A 16,395-nucleotide genomic window follows, 5' to 3' on the forward strand; every position below is an offset into this window, starting at 1 on the left:
GAAAAAGCCTCGCGGGACAAGCCCGCTCCTACAGGCGTGGTGCCTGCAGGCAACTTGCATGACCCTTTGTTGTCACACTTGCACAAAAACACCGCATAAGCCTTTGTCACAAAAGAAAATGCGTGCTCAAATTGCTGTATAGGAAATTGGCCCCCGTTTACGCTTCATTCTGGCGTGCCGCCATGGCGGTAGGCGGGCAGTAATGTTAAAAGTAGTGGTTTGTTGACTGTTCAGTTGGGTCAATCACTGTTGGACGCGCAATGAGCGCAGGAATAGACGCGTTTTGAAGAAATCCACCGCAACACCCAGTCCCTTGCCCGTGCCGCTCTGGCGCCAGCAGCTGCACTATCGGCTCAAGGAAGGTGCGCTGATCGCCGTGGGCGCGCTGTGCCTGTACCTGTGGATGGCCTTGCTGACCTACGACCAGGCCGATCCGGGCTTCAGCCATACCAGCAACGTCGAGCAGGTACAGAACGCCGCCGGCCGTGCCGGTGCCTATTTCGCCGACATCCTGTTCATGGTCCTGGGCTATTTCGCCTACATCTTCCCGTTGCTGCTGGCGATCAAGACCTGGCAGATCTTCCGCGAACGCCACCAGCCGTGGCAGTGGAGTGGCTGGTTGTTCTCCTGGCGCCTGATCGGCCTGGTGTTCCTGGTGCTTTCGGGTGCGGCGCTGGCGCATATCCATTTCCATTCCGCCGCCAGCCTGCCGGCATCGGCCGGTGGCGCGCTGGGCGAAAGCCTCGGCGACCTGGCCAAGAACGCCCTGAACGTGCAGGGCAGCACCCTGATGTTCATCGCCCTGTTCCTGTTCGGCCTGACGGTGTTCACCGACCTGTCGTGGTTCAAGGTCATGGACGTCACCGGCAAGATCACCCTCGACCTGTTCGAGTTGTTCCAGGGCGCCGCCAACCGCTGGTGGGAGGCGCGCAACGAGCGCAAGCGCCTGGTGGCGCAGCTGCGCGAGGTCGATGACCAGGTCCACGAGGTAGTCGCCCCGGTAGCGCCAGATCGTCGCGAGCAGGCCAAGGCCAAGGAGCGCATCATCGAGCGCGACCAGGCCTTGAGCAAACACGTCGCTGAGCGCGTGCAGCAGCCGGCGCCGGTGATCATGCCGGCCCCGGCCAAGGCGCCGGAACCGAGCAAGCGCGTGCAGAAGGAAAAACAGGCGCCGCTGTTCGTCGACAGCGCCATCGAAGGCACCTTGCCGCCGATCTCGATCCTCGACCCGGCCGAGAAAAAACAGGTCAACTACTCGCCAGAATCCCTGGCCGGCGTTGGCCACCTGCTGGAAATCAAGCTCAAGGAATTCGGCGTCGAAGTCTCGGTAGACTCGATCCACCCGGGCCCGGTAATTACCCGTTACGAAATCCAGCCGGCCGCTGGCGTCAAGGTCAGCCGCATCGCCAACCTGGCCAAGGACCTGGCCCGCTCCCTGGCGGTGACCAGCGTGCGGGTGGTTGAAGTGATCCCCGGCAAGACCACCGTCGGTATCGAGATCCCCAACGAAGACCGGCAGATCGTGCGCTTCTCCGAGGTGCTGTCGTCGCCACAATACGACGAAGCCAAATCGCCGGTGACCATGGCCCTGGGCCACGACATCGGCGGCAAGCCGGTGATCACCGATCTTGCGAAGATGCCGCACCTGCTGGTGGCCGGTACCACCGGTTCCGGTAAGTCGGTGGGCGTCAACGCCATGATCCTGTCGATCCTGTTCAAGTCGGGCCCGGAAGACGCCAAGCTGATCATGATCGACCCGAAAATGCTCGAACTGTCGATCTACGAAGGCATTCCGCACCTGCTCTGCCCGGTGGTCACCGACATGAAGGACGCCGCCAACGCCCTGCGCTGGAGCGTGGCCGAGATGGAGCGGCGCTACAAGCTGATGGCGGCCATGGGCGTGCGCAACCTGGCGGGCTTCAACCGCAAGGTCAAGGACGCCGAAGAAGCCGGCGAGCCGATCTACGACCCGATGTTCAAGCGCGAAAGCATGGACGACGTGCCGCCGCTGCTGAAAACCCTGCCGACCATTGTCGTGGTGGTCGACGAGTTCGCCGACATGATGATGATCGTCGGCAAGAAGGTCGAAGAGCTGATCGCCCGTATCGCCCAGAAGGCCCGTGCTGCCGGTATTCACCTGATTCTCGCGACCCAGCGGCCCTCGGTGGACGTGATCACCGGCCTGATCAAGGCCAACATCCCGACCCGCATGGCCTTCCAGGTCTCGAGCAAGATCGACTCGCGGACCATCATCGACCAGGGCGGCGCCGAACAGTTGCTCGGCCACGGTGACATGCTCTACATGCCACCAGGCACCAGCCTGCCGATTCGTGTGCATGGCGCCTTCGTTTCCGATGACGAGGTCCATCGCGTGGTCGAGGCCTGGAAACTGCGGGGCGCCCCGGACTACAACGAGGACATCCTCAGCGGCGTCGAAGAGGCCGGCAGCGGCTTTGACGGCGGCGGTGGTGGCGGAGACGGCGACGATGCCGAAACCGATGCGCTGTACGATGAAGCCGTGCAGTTCGTGCTGGAAAGCCGCCGTGCGTCCATTTCCGCCGTACAGCGCAAGCTGAAGATCGGCTACAACCGCGCTGCGCGGATGATCGAGGCAATGGAGATGGCCGGTGTGGTCACCGCCATGAACACCAACGGTTCGCGCGAAGTAATTGCCCCCGGGCCGTCCCGCGACTGATGATCCAACCTGCTGGCGGCCAGTGACGGCGGCCAGCCCCTTCATACTGCAACGAGGATTTCCATGCGCCTGATTCGCATGCTGTTGGTTTCCGCTATGGCCCTGTCCAGCGCTTCGGCAATTGCCGCCGATGCCGATGCGGCACGCCTGACCCAGTTGCTGGACAAATCCAGGACCATCAGCGCCAATTTCTCTCAACTGACCCTCGATGGCACCGGCACTCAGCTGCAGGAAACCACCGGGCAGATGGCCGTGCAGCGCCCGGGCCTGTTCTACTGGCACACCGATGCGCCACAGGAGCAGGTGGTGGTGTCGGACGGCAAGAACGTCACCCTGTGGGACCCGGACCTGGAACAGGCTACCATCAAGAAACTCGACCAGCGCCTGACTGAAACCCCGGCACTGTTGCTGTCCGGTGACGTCTCGAAGATCAGCCAGAGCTTCGACATCACCTCTAAAGAGCAGGGCGAGGTCATGGATTTCGTGCTCAAGCCGAAAACCAAGGACACCCTGTTCGACTCGCTGCGCCTGTCGTTCCGTCGCGGCCTGGTCAACGACATGCAACTGATCGACAGCGTCGGCCAACGCACCAACATCCTGTTCACCGCGGTCAAGGCCAACGAGGCGATCCCGGCGAGCAAGTTCAAGTTCGACATCCCCAAAGGTGCGGATGTCATCTCCGAGTAAGAGGTAGTAGCGCCGTCCATGGACCTGTTTCGTAGCGACCCCGTAGCCCAGCCCCTGGCCGCGCGCCTGCGCCCGGCCAACCTGGACGAGTACGTTGGCCAGGAGCACCTGCTGGCCCGCGGCAAGCCGCTGCGCGAGGCACTGGAAGCGGGCGCACTGCACTCGATGATCTTCTGGGGCCCGCCCGGGGTCGGCAAGACCACCCTGGCGCGGTTGCTGGCGCAGTTCTGCGACGCCCACTTCGAGACCGTTTCGGCGGTGTTGGCCGGGGTCAAGGAAATCCGCCACGCGGTGGACATCGCCAAGCAGCAGGCCGGGCAGTATGGGCGGCGCACGATTCTGTTCGTTGATGAAGTGCACCGCTTCAACAAGTCCCAGCAGGATGCCTTTTTGCCGTATGTGGAAGACGGCACGCTGATCTTCATCGGCGCCACCACCGAGAACCCTTCGTTCGAACTGAACAACGCGCTGCTGTCGCGGGCACGGGTCTATGTGCTGAAAAGCCTCGACGAAGCCGCGCTACGCAAGCTGGTCAACCGCGCCCTGACGGAAGAGCGTGGCCTGGGCAAGCGCCAGTTGCGCGTTGGCGACGAAGCCTTCCAGATGCTCATGGCTGCCGCCGATGGCGATGGCCGGCGCATGCTCAACTTCCTCGAAAACGCCTCGGACCTGGCAGAGGATGGCGGTGAAATCGCTGTCGAATTGCTGCAGAGCCTGCTCGGTGACAGCCGCCGGCGTTTCGACAAGGGTGGCGAGGCCTTCTACGACCAGATCTCGGCGCTGCACAAGTCGGTGCGCGGCTCCAACCCCGATGGCGCCTTGTACTGGTTCGCGCGCATGCTCGATGGCGGCTGCGACCCGCTGTACATCGCCCGCCGCGTGGTACGCATGGCCAGCGAAGACATCGGCAACGCCGACCCCCGCGCCTTGAGCCTGTGCCTGGCGGCCTGGGACGTGCAAGAGCGCCTGGGCAGCCCGGAAGGCGAGCTGGCTGTGGCCCAGGCCATTACCTACCTGGCCTGTGCACCGAAGAGCAACGCGGTGTACATGGGCTTCAAAACTGCGCTGCGCGAAGCTGGCGAGCACGGTTCGCTGGAAGTGCCGCTGCACCTGCGCAACGCCCCGACCAAGCTGATGAAGCAGCTGGGCTATGGCGATGAATACCGCTACGCCCATGACGAACCGGATGCCTACGCCGCCGGCGAAGACTACTTCCCTGACCACCTCGCGCCGCGCCAGTACTACCAACCGGTGCCGCGCGGCCTGGAATTGAAGATCGGCGAGAAGCTCAAGCACCTGGCCGAACTCGACCGCAACAGCCCGCGGCAGCGCAGAAAACCATGATTGCCGTGATCGCCGCAGTCAGCGCCGGGGGCATTGTCGGCACCCTGATGCGCTTTGCCACTGCCAATTGGGTCAACGCGCACTGGCCACACCACTTCTATCTCGGTACGCTGGCGGTCAATCTGATTGGCTGCCTGCTGATCGGCTTGCTCTACGGGCTGTTTCTGCATCGCCCGCTGGTGCCGGTCGAGCTGCGTGCGGGCCTGATCGTCGGCTTTCTCGGCGGTCTTACAACCTTTTCATCCTTTTCACTGGATACCGTGCGCCTGCTCGAAAGCGGGCAGGCGCCGCTGGCCTTCGGGTATGCCGGGGCCAGCGTATTTGGCGGGCTGCTCGCAACCTGGGCTGGCCTGTCCCTGACCAAATTCTGAACCAACGAGAGAACGATATGCTCGATTCCAAACTGTTACGCGGCCAACTTCAGGAAGTGGCGGACCGCCTGGCCTCCCGTGGCTTCAGCCTGGATGTCGCGCGCATCGAGGCCCTGGAAGAACGCCGCAAGGTGGTACAGACCCGTACCGAACAACTGCAGGCCGAGCGTAACGCCCGTTCCAAATCCATCGGCCAGGCCAAGGCCAAGGGCGAAGACATCGCTCCGCTGATGGCTGACGTCGAGCGCATGGCCGGCGAACTGGCCAGCGGCAAGGTCGAGCTGGACGGCATCCAGGCTGAACTGGATGGGATCCTGCTGGGCATTCCCAACCTGCCGGACGAAAGCGTGCCGGTCGGCGCCGATGAAGACCACAACGTCGAAGTCCGCCGTTGGGGCACCCCGCGCGCCTTCGATTTCGAGATCAAGGACCACGTTGCCCTCGGTGAGCTGAGCGGCGGCCTCGACTTCGAAACCGCAGCCAAGCTGTCGGGCGCCCGTTTCGCCCTGCTGCGCGGCCCGATCGCCCGTCTGCACCGCGCCCTGGCGCAGTTCATGATCAACCTGCACACCAGCGAGCACGGCTACGAAGAAGCCTACACCCCGTACCTGGTCCAGGCCCCGGCGCTGCAAGGCACCGGCCAGTTGCCCAAGTTCGAGGAAGACCTGTTCAAGATCAGCCGCGACGGCGAGGCCGACTTCTACCTGATCCCGACCGCCGAGGTGTCGCTGACCAACATCGTTGCCGGCGAGATCCTCGACGCCAAGCAACTGCCGATCAAGTTCGTCGCCCATACCCCGTGCTTCCGTAGCGAAGCCGGTGCGTCGGGCCGCGACACCCGCGGCATGATCCGTCAGCACCAGTTCGACAAGGTCGAGATGGTGCAGATCGTCGAGCCGGACAAATCCATGGAAGCCCTGGAAGGCCTGACCGCCAACGCCGAGCGCGTGCTGCAAGCCCTGGAACTGCCGTACCGGGTGCTGGCGCTGTGCACCGGCGACATGGGCTTCAGCGCGGTGAAAACCTACGACCTGGAAGTCTGGGTGCCGAGCCAGGACAAGTACCGCGAAATCTCCTCGTGCTCCAACTGTGGCGACTTCCAGGCCCGCCGCATGCAGGCGCGCTGGCGCAACCCGGAAACCGGCAAGCCGGAACTGGTGCACACCCTCAACGGTTCGGGCCTGGCGGTCGGCCGTACCCTGGTGGCGGTGCTGGAGAACTACCAGCAGGCCGACGGTTCGATCCGCGTGCCGGAAGTACTCAAGCCGTACATGGGTGGCCTGGAGGTCATCGGTTAAATGGAATTCCTGCCGCTGTTCCACAAACTGCGCGGCAGCCGTGTGCTGATCGTCGGCGGAGGTGAAATTGCCCTGCGCAAATCGCGTCTGCTGGCTGATGCCGGGGCTGTGCTGCGGGTAGTGGCGCCCGAGATCGAAGTGCAACTGGCCGAGCTTGCCCGGCACAGCGGTGGTGAAATTCTCAGCCGTGGTTACCAGCCGGGCGACCTCGACGGTTGCCAGCTGATCATTGCCGCCACCGACGACCAGGCGCTCAACGCCCAGGTCTCGGCGGATGCCCAGCAGCGCTGCGTACCGGTCAATGTGGTCGATGCGCCGGCGCTGTGTTCGGTGATTTTCCCGGCCATCGTCGACCGCTCGCCATTGGTGGTTGCGGTGTCCAGCGGCGGCGATGCGCCGGTGCTGGCGCGGTTGATTCGGGCCAAGCTGGAAACCTGGATCCCTGCTGCCTATGGCGAACTGGCCGGCCTTGGCGCGCGCTTTCGGCACAAGGTCAAGGCGCTGTACCCGGACGTCAATCAGCGTCGCGGCTTCTGGGAAGATGTCTTCCAGGGCCCGATTGCCGAGCGGCAACTGGCCGGGCAGGGCGCTGAAGCCGAGCGTCTGCTGCAAGCCAAGATCGACGGTGCCACCTACCAGGCGCCGGGCGAGGTGTATCTGGTCGGCGCCGGCCCCGGTGACCCGGACCTGCTGACCTTCCGCGCCTTGCGCCTGATGCAGCAGGCCGATGTGGTGCTCTACGATCGCCTGGTCGCCCCGGCGATCATCGAACTGTGCCGCCGTGATGCCGAGCGCATCTACGTCGGCAAGCGCCGCGCCGATCACGCCGTGCCGCAAGCGCAGATCAACCAGCAACTGGTCGACCTGGCGCGTCAGGGCAAGCGTGTGTTGCGTCTGAAAGGTGGCGATCCGTTCATCTTCGGCCGTGGCGGCGAAGAGATCGAAGAGCTGGCGGCCCAGGGCATTCCGTTCCAGGTGGTGCCGGGGATTACCGCGGCCAGTGGCTGCTCGGCCTATGCCGGCATTCCGCTGACCCACCGCGACTATGCCCAGTCGGTGCGTTTCGTCACCGGCCACCTCAAGGACGGTACCAGCGACCTGCCGTGGGATGACCTGGTGGCGCCGGCGCAGACCTTGGTGTTCTACATGGGCCTGGTTGGCTTGCCGACCATCTGTGCCGAGCTGATTCGTCACGGGCGGGCGGCGGATACGCCGGCGGCACTGGTGCAGCAGGGCACCACGCCAAATCAGCGGGTGTTCACTGGCACCTTGGCCGACTTGCCCAAGCTGGTGGCCGAGCATGAAGTGCATGCGCCGACCCTGGTGATCGTCGGCGAAGTAGTACAGCTTCGCGAGAAGCTGGCCTGGTTCGAAGGCGCCCAGCCTTGAAATCATCGCTGGCAAGCCAGCTCCCACAGGCACTGTATGCACTGCACCTGTGGGAGCTGGCTTGCCAGCGATGAGGCCGGTTTGCCTGGCCTCACACTCCAGTCTTGTTCCAGATTCCCCGCCCCACCAGTCGCTCCCGGTCATGCCCCAGCTCAAAATCCTGCAACGGCCCCTTGGGCACAATCCCGTTCGGATTGATGGTCTTGTGGCTCATGTAGTAGTGCTTCTGGATATGCTCGAAATTCACCGTCTCGGCGATCCCCGGCCACTGATACAGCTCCCGTAGCCAGTTCGACAGGTTCGGGTAATCGGCAATGCGCCGCAAGTTGCACTTGAAGTGCCCGTGGTACACCGCATCGAAGCGAATCAGCGTGGTAAACAGCCGCCAGTCGGCCTCGGTCAGGTATTCCCCGGCCAGGTAGCGCTGGGTGCCGAGCAGCCGCTCCAGATGATCCAGTTCGGCAAACACCTCATCAAAAGCCTGCTCATAGGCCGCCTGCGAAGTGGCAAAGCCTGCCCGGTACACGCCATTGTTGACCGCCGGATAGATCCGCTCGTTAAGCGCCTCAATCTGCCCGCGCAGCGCTTCGGGATACAGGTCCAGGCGATTGCCGGTCAGCTCGTCGAAAGCCGAGTTGAAGATGCGAATGATCTCCGCCGACTCATTGTTGACGATGCGTTGCTCGTGTTTATCCCACAGCACCGGCACCGTGACCCGGCCGCTGTAGTGCGGATCGTCACGGGTGTAGCGCTGGTGCAGGAAGTCCAGGTGCTCGAGCTTGTCGCCGGTCGAGCCGTTGCTCTGGTCGAAGGTCCAGCCATGCTCGCCCATCAGCCAGCTGACCACCGACACATCGATCAGGTTCTCAAGGCCCTTGAGCTTACGCAAGATCAGGGTGCGGTGGGCCCAGGGGCAGGCGAGCGATACATACAGGTGGTAACGGCCGGCTTGCGCGGCGGGCAGGGCGTTGCGCCGTTGCGCGCTTTCACGCTGGAAAGCGCCGTCTGCGCTGCTTTCATACCACTGGTCATGCCAGCGTCCGTCGATCAACAGGCCCATGCAGAGCTCCTTGGCGATTCGTTCTGAGTTAGAACCCAGTGTACGGAGCTGGGTTCGAACGAATAGCGCAAAGTCCGGGCCTGTTTGATCGGCTTATTCGATCAGTGGCGCTGATCCCAGTAGCGTTGCGCCTGGGCGAAGGCTTCCTCTCGGGATTGACCCAGGCCGCGCAGGGCCAGGGCCATGGTCGCCACCACGGCCAGTTCGCCATAGCTGTTCTGCTCATCACCGCGCCACACGGCCAGCAGTTGCCCGGGCTCAAGGCTCGCCGGTTTGACGTGGCGCTGGGCTACCAGGGCGGGCCATTCTTCATCCCAGTCGAGGCCATTGGCGGTGCCATACAGGTGGCTGCTGGTGTCCGGGTTGATCTCGATCTCGCCACCATCGCCCTTTACCACGATCGCCGTGTCGCCCAGCAGGCGGCTGGCCTCGCGGTGCACGGCCTGGTAGCCGGGGTGGAAGATGCTCTGCAGGCCGCAGCGCGCATTCAGCGGGTTGAGCACCCGTGCCAGGGAATGAATCGGCGAGCGCAGGCCCAGGGTGTTGCGCAGGTCGATCATTCGTTGCAGGCGTGGCGCCCAGTCTTGCAGCGGGATGAACGCCAGCTTGTGGGTGTCCAGCGCTTCAGACACCGAATGCCAGTCCCGGCACAATGGAATGCTCAGCAGTTCCAGCGATTGCTCGGTATACAGCCGCCCGGCCGTGTGGGCGCCGCCACCGTGCAGCAGGATGCGCACGCCGTTGGCCGCCAGGCACTTGGCGGCCAGCAGGTACCAGGGCAAATGGCGCTTCTTGCCGGCGTAGCTTGGCCAGTCCAGATCAACCTGGATCGGCGGCGCCTGCAGCCGCTGACGCAGCGCTTCGGTGAAGCCGGCCAGCTCTTCGGGGCTTTCTTCCTTGTGCCGCAGCAGCATCAGGAAGGCGCCGAGCTGGGTTTCCTCGACCTTGCCGTCGAGCAGCATGCCCATGGCCTCGCGGGCTTCCTCGCGGCTCAGGCCACGGGCACCGCGCTTGCCCTTGCCAAGGATGCGCACGAACTGGGCAAACGGATGTTCGGCCGGGGTTTCGGTGATCAGCGGGGTGAGCTCGGTCATATGCAATTGGTCGGCTTTGGCAGGCCCGCAAGTTTTGCGGCGAGTTTGGCGGGAGTGCCCTTGAACAGGCGGTTCAGGTGCAGGCTGTTGCCTTTTTCCGCGCCCAGCTTGAGCGCGGTGTACTTGATCAGCGGGCGGGTGGCCGGCGACAACTCGAACTCCTGGTAGAAGTCGCGCAGCAGGGTCAGCACTTCCCAGTGTTCCGCGGTCAGCTCCAGGTTTTCATGGGCGGCGAGGGCGCTGGCGACCTCCTCGGACCAATCACCGAGCTCGACCAGGTAGCCGTCTTTATCCAGGGCGATGCTGCGTTCGCCGACAGTCAGGGTGCTCATAGCCAGCTGTTGACCTTGTCATAGTGCAGCGACAGCTCGACGAAGGCCGGGTAGTCGATAGCCTTGCCCAGGTCGTTGATGGCAATGGCGCGGGCCTGCAGGTCTTCGTCCAGGGCGAACAGACGCCCGTCCAGCTGGCTGGCCTGCAGCGCGCGCAGCGGCTCGCTACCGGGCTGCAGGGCATACACCGCATCGCCGCACAGCAGCAGGCCGTCGGCGCTGCCAAGCAGGCGCAGGCAACTGCTCAGGCGGTTGTCGCCAAATGGCGAGTGGCAAATCACGTGCAAGGTGCTCATCAGAGGGTCACCACCTGGTCGAAACGGTCGATCAACGCGGCCAGCGCAGCGTCATCCAGCACCTGCACCGGCAGGCTCAGGGTGTCGGCAGCAAGGCCGCGCTCCTGCAGGCTGCTGCTGGCGGCGAACAGTTCCTCGATACCGAACATCGGCAATGCCTGCAGGTTGGCCGCGAGGTTCTTCTGCTGCAGCTGGGCCGGCTGCTGGCCGGGGGCGAGCTGGAACACGCCGTCATCGAGAAACAGCATGCCCAGCGGCAGGTCGAAGGCACCGCCGGCCAGGGCGATATCCAGCGCCTCGCGGGCGGATGGCCCGGCCCACGGCGCCTGGCGGCTGATAATCAGCAAGGACTTGGCCATCTCAATCGCCTCCAAAGCACATCAGTCGATCGGCGACTTGCGCCGCCTCATGCAACTGGCCCAGCCCGGACAGCTCCCAGGGCGCTGGCAGGTTGACCGCCGGGCGCTGGTAGCGCTGGGCTTCCTCGGCATTGAGCACGCCGCGGCGCAGAGCGGCGGCAATGCACACCACGGCATCGAGCTGCTGCGCGCTGACGAACGCGCGCCACTCGGTGGGCAGGTCCAGCTCATCCTGGGGCGTCACGACATTGCCCGAGGCGCTGTGCACGCCGTCCTGATAGAAAAACAGCCGGACAATCTCATGCCCGCCAGCGAGCGCCGCCTGGGCAAAACGCAGGGCGCGGCGCGAGGAGGGCGCATGGGCCGGAGAAAAAACCGCAATGGCGAACTTCATGGAAGTCTCTTTCAGCAAATCTGCGGGAATGATAAAGCAAAAAGCCCGCAGCAACATGCCGCGGGCTCTTCAGGGCTTACCTCGCCCCCTGTGGGAGCTGGCTTGCCAGCGATGGCTTCAACACTGTCTCAAGCCTTGTCTTTATGCTCCGGCAAGAACCAGTTCAGTACCAGGGCACAAATCCCCCCGGTGGCCACCCCCGACTCCAGCACATTACGCAGTGCCGACGGCATATGCGCGAGGAACTCCGGCACCTGCGCCACCCCCAGGCCCAGCGCCAGCGACACGGCAATGATCAGCAGCGCGCGACGATCCAGGCTGATGCTGGCAAGGATATTGATCCCCGAAGCCGCCACCGCGCCGAACATCACCATCGCCGCGCCACCGAGCACCGGCTCCGGCACCGCTTGGATCACCCCGGCCACGCTCGGGAACAGGCCGAGGATCACCAGCATCGCCGCAATCCACACACCGATATGGCGGCTAGCGATACCGGTCAGCTGAATCACGCCATTATTCTGGGCAAAGATCGAGCTCGGGAAGGTATTGAACACCCCGGCCAGCAGCGAGTTGGCGCCGTTGACCAGCACGCCGCCCTTGATCCGCTGCATCCACAGCGGGCCTTCCACCGGCTGGCGCGAGACCTTGCTGGTAGCGGTCACATCACCAATGGCTTCCAACGAGGTCACCAGGTAGATCACCAGCATCGGAATGAACAGCGCCCAAGAGAAACCCAGGCCGAAATGCAGCGGTACGGGCACCTGGAACAGCGCAGCTTCGTGCATGCCGGTGAAGTTCAGGCGGCCCAGGTAACCGGCCAGGGCGTAACCCACGGCCAGGGCGATGACGATGGCGCAGCTACGCATCCACACCACCGGAATACGGTTGAGGATCACGATGATCGCCAGCACCACGCCCGACAGCAGGAGGTTCTCGCCATTGGCGAAGGTGCCGTTGCTCATCGCCGCAAAGCCGCCGCCCATACTGATCAGGCCGACCTTGATCAGGGTCAGGCCGATCATCAGCACGACGATACCGGTCACCAGCGGGGTAATCAGGCGTTTGACGAACGGCAGAATGCGCGAAATGCCCATCTCCACGAACGAACCGGCAATCACCACACCAAAAATCGCCGCCATCACGCCTTCGACCGGCGTGCCTTGCTTGACCATCAACGCGCCACCGGCGATCAACGGCCCGACAAAGTTGAAGCTGGTGCCCTGCACAATCAAAAGCCCGGCGCCAAAAGGCCCGAAGCGACGGCACTGCACGAAAGTGGCGATCCCGGAGATCACCAGCGACATCGACACGATCAGGTTGGTATCACGGGCCGAAACCCCCAGCGCCTGGCAAATCAGCAGGCCAGGGGTGACGATCGGCACAATGATCGCCAGCAGGTGCTGCAACGCCGCCAGCATCGCGATCAACGGACGCGGCCGGTCTTCAAGGCCGAGGACCAGTTCATTGGCCTGCGCGGGTGCGCCGGGTCCTTGCTCGATTGAACTCATGGGAGTGCTGCCCCGGAAGAAAAAAGGAGCGCATTCTACGGGCCCGCACCCGTTTACGGTAGTGCCTTGAGGCTGGCACCTATCCCTGTGGGAGCTGGCTTTGCCAGCGATGCAAGGCAAAGCCTTGCCAAACCCCACCCACAAAAAAGCCCGCCGAAGCGGGCTTTCTCTCAACGCATCACACCAGCAACCAATCAGTCATCGCGACCCATCAGGCCGAACAGCTGCAGCAGGCTGACGAACAGGTTGTAGATCGACACATACAGGCTGATGGTTGCCATGATGTAGTTACGCTCGCCACCGTGAATGATCGCGCTGGTCTGGAACAGGATGCACACTGACGAGAACAGCACGAAGCCGGCGCTGATCGCCAGCTGCAGGCCGCTGATCTGGAAGAACAGGCTGGCCAGCACCGCACCCATCAACACGAAGAAACCGGCGGTGATGAAACCACCGAGGAAGCTCATGTCCTTGCGGGTAATCAGCACATAGGCCGACAGGCCACCGAAAACCAGGGCCGTCATCGCGAACGCCGAGCTGACCACCTCGGCGCCACCGGCCATACCCAGGTAACGGTTGAGGATAGGGCCGAGCAAGAAGCCCATGAAGCCGGTGAGGGCGAAGGTGGACACCAGGCCCCAGACCGAATCACGCAGCTTGTTGGTGAGGAAGAACAGGCCGTAGAAGCCGATCAGCACCACGAAAATGTTCGGGTAGCCGACGCGCATCTGCTGCGCCACGTAGGCCATGATGCCACTGAAGGCGAGGGTGATAGCCAGCAACCCGTATGTGTTACGCAGGACGCGGCTGACCTCCTGCTGCTCGACCTGCTGGCCGTGATTGACGGCGTAATCCTGTTCGCGCATGGCGACACTCCTGTGGGTTTGAAACGTTCAGATGCAAAGATCATAACAGAGCCGCGCAAAGCGGCCACATAGAGAGTTTGACAGCTTGTTTCATTTCGGTATTATGGCGCCCGCAATACGAGGAAGCGTGGCCGAGTGGTTTAAGGCAACGGTCTTGAAAACCGTCGATGGGCAACTATCCTAGAGTTCGAATCTCTACGCTTCCGCCATCTTCAAAGCCCTGATTATTCAGGGCTTTTTGCGTTTCTGGGGCCTAGAAAAGCCCCTTATCAGTTCGGGCATAAGCCTATGAGTTCCGATACTTTTCGGAATGAGTTCCGAAACTTTCCTTATTTTGACGGTTTTGCGATGGCTCCAACCCGGCGATAAACCCGCTCGGTGATGTCGCCTTTGGTGTGCCCCAACAGCAGGCTGGCGTCCTCAATATCCTTGATTTCGGATGCTGCCTTCGGGCGAATATCGCGGAACTGGAACTGCGTGATCCGAGACGCTAAGAGACTGTCGCCTTCCTCCAAGGCTGTCGATCTGGCCAGGGCCCGAGCTTCGTCCCAGCGATTGCGCAGCATCGATGCAGACATGCGCTTGCCCCGCTCGCTGACAATCAAATAGCTGGAGCTGTGCTCCTGGTTCCGCGTAGCCATTTGCTTGATCAGCTTGCCTAGGCTGTTATCTACGCCGTCCACCGAGAGCATGATGCGCAGCTTCTTGTGTGTCTTGTTCTGCTGCACAACCAGATACCCCCCCTCGATATCGTCCCGCCTCATCACCAGTACGTCCGCAGGACGCTGGCCCGTCAGATACGCCAAGTCCATGGCGTCCTTCAGCTCTGGTACTGCTTTTTTGTACACCGCATCCCATACCGCGTCATTGGCGTAGAAGTCCCGAGGCGTTTCCTTGTTTTTGCGCACACCCTGGCAAGGGTTCTCTTTTGCTGTGAGCCCCCATTCCCGGGCCATATTGAATACATGGGAGAGCGTGGCAATCTCGCGATTCGCCCGCACCTTCGCCGATCGCGCATCCCGGTACTGCGCAATCATTGCTGGCGTGAGCGCATCTATTGGCGCGCTATCGAAGACAGGTCGAAGCTGGCGCAGCTCCGAGAGGTTGTCCTTCTGCGTGCGCGCTCCTTTCTTCGGGATGATGTCCCGCTCATACCTATCGAAGATCGCCTTCATCAGGCGCAAGTCCTGTGGCTTTTCCTTCGCCTCTAGCTCGGCCCACTTCAGGCGGGCCAGGTCCAAGTCAGTCCCGAGCGATATCTCTTTGCCCGTTGCGTCGCAGTAGTAGTACCCGACCCAGACCTTCCCGCTCTTGCGCTTGCGCTTCCGGCGGTAGACGTTTGGCGGGAGGTCCCTGTTTTCTTTGCTCCGTGGTCGCATCTCAGTTCACTCGGGAAAAATCTGGTTTCCAGGTTGGTTCGGGTAGTGGGGGAGGTGTCGTGGGTACTACCTCCAAGGTCATGCCCAGCTTCATTCGGGCGTACTGGCGACCAACCAGTGGTCGCCCGCCACGGCTTTCGACGAAGTGCCATTGGCGTTCTTCAAGCCATCGGCGCTGGTAGCCCCTGGCCTTGTAGCCGGTCAGCTCGGCCAGTTCTTTCTCCGAGAGAATTTCGGTTTCCATGGGATAGGTTCCACGCCGCGCATGGCGGCTGAGGTGGGGAGGGGTTAGGTTCGGTGCTTGATGATCAGCTCGCCGGCCTTCGTCAGCGCGTGGCCAGCTGCAGCGGCGGACACTTCGCCACCAGTGAGAGCCTTGCTCAAACAGTCGGTCACCTGCGCCAAGGCCAGAAGTAGCTCTTCCTGCAGCTCGCCTTCGGCCCGGCCGATATCCCAGAAGCGCTGCCCCCAATGATCAGCGGGAGGCGGGTTGGTGTTCTGCTTGCCGAAAGCCAAAGCTCCGACGATCGAGTCACACAGGTCCTGCTTGTAGGCGTTTTCGCCGTCAATGCTCAGGCCAGACCGGCGTAGGGTGCTGACCACCTCACCAAGGACAATGCCTTGGTCCTTCAGGACGATGTCCTTGCCGGGCTCGCCAGGCGTGTAGATGACCAGGGCGAGCTTGGCCTCGGGCCACAGGTTGTTGCTGATCTGCACCAGGGCGTCGTTGGCGGCTTCGTGAAAACGGGTTGTTGCGGACATAGCTCATCCTTGCCCGCCTACCGGCAGGCGCATATGGTTAAATGGGAAGTCAACAAGGAGGATTGATATGAGCAAGACAGCCAAGAACACGTTCACTATCGCTGGTGGCCCAATGACTGCATTGGGAATCGCTTTCGCTGCAGTTGGTGCGTCTGGGCAACCAGCATTCGGTTACACCGCTGCGGGCTTGCTCATTCCAGGTTTTGCATTGATCGCGACCGGAATTTGGTCGAAACGCCGGCAGGCTTGAGTTGTTGTAGGGGGGGTTAAGGCTGGGCGTTATGCGAGACCGCGTGCGCCAGGTGCCGGGCGTAGGTGGAAACGGCGCGCCAGTAGGCGGCCATCGGCCCCTTACGGCGGAGCCAGGATTTTTCGGCCTCGGCGTCGGCCTGGGCGCGCAGCTCTCGAAGCACTGCTTCGATTCGCGCGCGGTCTTCGGCCGGGAGTTCCAGTAGGGCTCGGCCCGCCGGAAGTTTCAGTAGCGGGTTGATGTAGCCCATGAGGCCTCCTGATGATATGTGACCTGGTTAATGCTCATCGTGGCCCCTTCCCGATCATCCA

Annotated in this window: 19 protein-coding genes and 1 tRNA gene; 8 read left to right on the plus strand and 12 right to left on the minus strand. The window is 62.7% G+C overall.

What is annotated here, in order from left to right; all coding sequences use genetic code 11:
* The first annotated feature begins 226 nt into the window (after positions 1–226).
* The 6 genes from ftsK (at position 227) to cysG (ending at position 7,784) form a co-directional block, all read left to right on the plus strand.
* On the plus strand, positions 227–2,695 hold the full coding sequence (gene ftsK / locus LOY45_RS09560) for a DNA translocase FtsK (protein ID WP_420832721.1): 2,469 nt from the start codon (positions 227–229) through the stop codon (positions 2,693–2,695).
* A 63-nt stretch (positions 2,696–2,758) separates the two neighbouring features.
* A complete protein-coding gene (lolA, locus tag LOY45_RS09565; protein ID WP_115087754.1) occupies positions 2,759–3,382 on the plus strand; it encodes an outer membrane lipoprotein periplasmic chaperone LolA in 624 nt (207 codons plus the stop codon).
* 18 nt (positions 3,383–3,400) lie between these two features.
* On the plus strand, positions 3,401–4,726 hold the full coding sequence (locus LOY45_RS09570) for a replication-associated recombination protein A (RefSeq protein WP_115087753.1): 1,326 nt from the start codon (positions 3,401–3,403) through the stop codon (positions 4,724–4,726).
* Positions 4,723–5,097: a fluoride efflux transporter CrcB gene (crcB, locus tag LOY45_RS09575; RefSeq protein WP_258579014.1), complete on the plus strand. Its 375-nt coding sequence runs from the start codon at positions 4,723–4,725 to the stop codon at positions 5,095–5,097. Before LOY45_RS09570 ends, crcB begins: the two co-directional genes overlap by 4 nt.
* Positions 5,098–5,114: 17 nt before the next feature.
* Positions 5,115–6,395 carry a serine--tRNA ligase gene (serS, locus tag LOY45_RS09580; protein WP_115087751.1) on the plus strand — a complete coding sequence of 427 codons (1,281 nt, stop codon included), beginning with the start codon at positions 5,115–5,117 and terminating at the stop codon, positions 6,393–6,395.
* On the plus strand, positions 6,396–7,784 hold the full coding sequence (gene cysG, locus LOY45_RS09585; protein WP_115087750.1) for a siroheme synthase CysG: 1,389 nt from the start codon (positions 6,396–6,398) through the stop codon (positions 7,782–7,784).
* A 91-nt stretch (positions 7,785–7,875) separates the two neighbouring features.
* On the opposite strand, the gene LOY45_RS09590 is transcribed toward cysG, so the two are convergent.
* The 8 genes from LOY45_RS09590 to LOY45_RS09625 all read right to left on the minus strand — a co-directional run bounded on the left by LOY45_RS09590 (position 7,876) and on the right by LOY45_RS09625 (position 13,693).
* Positions 7,876–8,844, minus strand: a complete 969-nt coding sequence (locus LOY45_RS09590) for a glutathione S-transferase family protein (RefSeq protein ID WP_258579015.1) — start codon at positions 8,842–8,844, stop codon at positions 7,876–7,878.
* Between the two features lie 101 nt (positions 8,845–8,945).
* A complete protein-coding gene (locus LOY45_RS09595; protein ID WP_258579016.1) occupies positions 8,946–9,938 on the minus strand; it encodes a glycosyl transferase family protein in 993 nt (330 codons plus the stop codon).
* A complete protein-coding gene (locus tag LOY45_RS09600; protein ID WP_258579017.1) occupies positions 9,935–10,270 on the minus strand; it encodes a TusE/DsrC/DsvC family sulfur relay protein in 336 nt (111 codons plus the stop codon). The genes LOY45_RS09595 and LOY45_RS09600 overlap by 4 nt, the downstream gene beginning before the upstream one ends.
* On the minus strand, positions 10,267–10,566 hold the full coding sequence (gene tusB, locus LOY45_RS09605) for a sulfurtransferase complex subunit TusB (protein ID WP_258579018.1): 300 nt from the start codon (positions 10,564–10,566) through the stop codon (positions 10,267–10,269). The genes LOY45_RS09600 and tusB overlap by 4 nt, the downstream gene beginning before the upstream one ends.
* Positions 10,566–10,925, minus strand: coding sequence for a sulfurtransferase complex subunit TusC (tusC, locus tag LOY45_RS09610; protein ID WP_233674860.1), 360 nt, complete (start codon positions 10,923–10,925; stop codon positions 10,566–10,568). The genes tusB and tusC overlap by 1 nt, the downstream gene beginning before the upstream one ends.
* 1 nt (position 10,926) lies before the next feature.
* Entirely contained in the window at positions 10,927–11,319 is a 393-nt protein-coding gene (tusD, locus tag LOY45_RS09615; protein WP_115087744.1) for a sulfurtransferase complex subunit TusD, read from the minus strand.
* 128 nt (positions 11,320–11,447) lie between these two features.
* Positions 11,448–12,827, minus strand: coding sequence for a nucleobase:cation symporter-2 family protein (locus LOY45_RS09620; protein ID WP_045201415.1), 1,380 nt, complete (start codon positions 12,825–12,827; stop codon positions 11,448–11,450).
* 194 nt (positions 12,828–13,021) lie between these two features.
* Positions 13,022–13,693 carry a Bax inhibitor-1/YccA family protein gene (locus LOY45_RS09625; protein ID WP_036994557.1) on the minus strand — a complete coding sequence of 224 codons (672 nt, stop codon included), beginning with the start codon at positions 13,691–13,693 and terminating at the stop codon, positions 13,022–13,024.
* A 121-nt stretch (positions 13,694–13,814) separates the two neighbouring features.
* On the opposite strand from LOY45_RS09625, the gene LOY45_RS09630 reads away from it, so the two are divergent.
* Positions 13,815–13,902 (plus strand) — tRNA-Ser (locus tag LOY45_RS09630).
* A 120-nt stretch (positions 13,903–14,022) separates the two neighbouring features.
* On the opposite strand, the gene LOY45_RS09635 is transcribed toward LOY45_RS09630, so the two are convergent.
* Genes LOY45_RS09635 through LOY45_RS09645 form a run of 3 tightly spaced genes read right to left on the minus strand, consistent with a single transcriptional unit; the run spans position 14,023 to position 15,834 of the window.
* Positions 14,023–15,072 carry a tyrosine-type recombinase/integrase gene (locus LOY45_RS09635; RefSeq protein ID WP_258579019.1) on the minus strand — a complete coding sequence of 350 codons (1,050 nt, stop codon included), beginning with the start codon at positions 15,070–15,072 and terminating at the stop codon, positions 14,023–14,025.
* 1 nt (position 15,073) lies between these two features.
* Positions 15,074–15,316 (minus strand): DUF4224 domain-containing protein, encoded by a 243-nt coding sequence (locus LOY45_RS09640; protein ID WP_258579020.1) that lies wholly within the window; start codon positions 15,314–15,316, stop codon positions 15,074–15,076.
* A gap of 44 nt (positions 15,317–15,360) precedes the next feature.
* Positions 15,361–15,834, minus strand: a complete 474-nt coding sequence (locus tag LOY45_RS09645; protein ID WP_258579021.1) for a hypothetical protein — start codon at positions 15,832–15,834, stop codon at positions 15,361–15,363.
* Between the two features lie 67 nt (positions 15,835–15,901).
* Here LOY45_RS09645 and LOY45_RS09650 point away from each other — a divergent pair, with 67 nt between their 5' ends.
* Positions 15,902–16,084: a hypothetical protein gene (locus LOY45_RS09650; protein ID WP_258579022.1), complete on the plus strand. Its 183-nt coding sequence runs from the start codon at positions 15,902–15,904 to the stop codon at positions 16,082–16,084.
* 16 nt (positions 16,085–16,100) lie between these two features.
* On the opposite strand, the gene LOY45_RS09655 is transcribed toward LOY45_RS09650, so the two are convergent.
* Positions 16,101–16,334: a hypothetical protein gene (locus tag LOY45_RS09655; RefSeq protein ID WP_258579023.1), complete on the minus strand. Its 234-nt coding sequence runs from the start codon at positions 16,332–16,334 to the stop codon at positions 16,101–16,103.
* Positions 16,335–16,395: the final 61 nt, after the last annotated feature.

The organism is Pseudomonas wadenswilerensis, assembly GCF_024749185.1.
Taxonomy (GTDB): domain Bacteria; phylum Pseudomonadota; class Gammaproteobacteria; order Pseudomonadales; family Pseudomonadaceae; genus Aquipseudomonas; species Aquipseudomonas wadenswilerensis.

Bases quoted from the DNA above. Each gene is read 5' to 3' on its own strand.
- tusD (WP_115087744.1), bottom strand. From the start codon at position 11,319: ATGAAGTTCGCCATTGCGGTTTTTTCTCCGGCCCATGCGCCCTCCTCG.
- crcB (WP_258579014.1), top strand. From the start codon at position 4,723: ATGATTGCCGTGATCGCCGCAGTCAGCGCCGGGGGCATTGTCGGCACC.
- LOY45_RS09570 (WP_115087753.1), top strand. From the start codon at position 3,401: ATGGACCTGTTTCGTAGCGACCCCGTAGCCCAGCCCCTGGCCGCGCGC.
- LOY45_RS09590 (WP_258579015.1), bottom strand. From the start codon at position 8,844: ATGGGCCTGTTGATCGACGGACGCTGGCATGACCAGTGGTATGAAAGC.
- LOY45_RS09640 (WP_258579020.1), bottom strand. From the start codon at position 15,316: ATGGAAACCGAAATTCTCTCGGAGAAAGAACTGGCCGAGCTGACCGGC.
- LOY45_RS09635 (WP_258579019.1), bottom strand. From the start codon at position 15,072: ATGCGACCACGGAGCAAAGAAAACAGGGACCTCCCGCCAAACGTCTAC.
- LOY45_RS09595 (WP_258579016.1), bottom strand. From the start codon at position 9,938: ATGACCGAGCTCACCCCGCTGATCACCGAAACCCCGGCCGAACATCCG.
- tusB (WP_258579018.1), bottom strand. From the start codon at position 10,566: ATGAGCACCTTGCACGTGATTTGCCACTCGCCATTTGGCGACAACCGC.
- serS (WP_115087751.1), top strand. From the start codon at position 5,115: ATGCTCGATTCCAAACTGTTACGCGGCCAACTTCAGGAAGTGGCGGAC.
- LOY45_RS09655 (WP_258579023.1), bottom strand. From the start codon at position 16,334: ATGGGCTACATCAACCCGCTACTGAAACTTCCGGCGGGCCGAGCCCTA.
- LOY45_RS09625 (WP_036994557.1), bottom strand. From the start codon at position 13,693: ATGCGCGAACAGGATTACGCCGTCAATCACGGCCAGCAGGTCGAGCAG.
- LOY45_RS09620 (WP_045201415.1), bottom strand. From the start codon at position 12,827: ATGAGTTCAATCGAGCAAGGACCCGGCGCACCCGCGCAGGCCAATGAA.
- tusC (WP_233674860.1), bottom strand. From the start codon at position 10,925: ATGGCCAAGTCCTTGCTGATTATCAGCCGCCAGGCGCCGTGGGCCGGG.
- LOY45_RS09600 (WP_258579017.1), bottom strand. From the start codon at position 10,270: ATGAGCACCCTGACTGTCGGCGAACGCAGCATCGCCCTGGATAAAGAC.
- LOY45_RS09645 (WP_258579021.1), bottom strand. From the start codon at position 15,834: ATGTCCGCAACAACCCGTTTTCACGAAGCCGCCAACGACGCCCTGGTG.
- LOY45_RS09650 (WP_258579022.1), top strand. From the start codon at position 15,902: ATGAGCAAGACAGCCAAGAACACGTTCACTATCGCTGGTGGCCCAATG.
- cysG (WP_115087750.1), top strand. From the start codon at position 6,396: ATGGAATTCCTGCCGCTGTTCCACAAACTGCGCGGCAGCCGTGTGCTG.
- lolA (WP_115087754.1), top strand. From the start codon at position 2,759: ATGCGCCTGATTCGCATGCTGTTGGTTTCCGCTATGGCCCTGTCCAGC.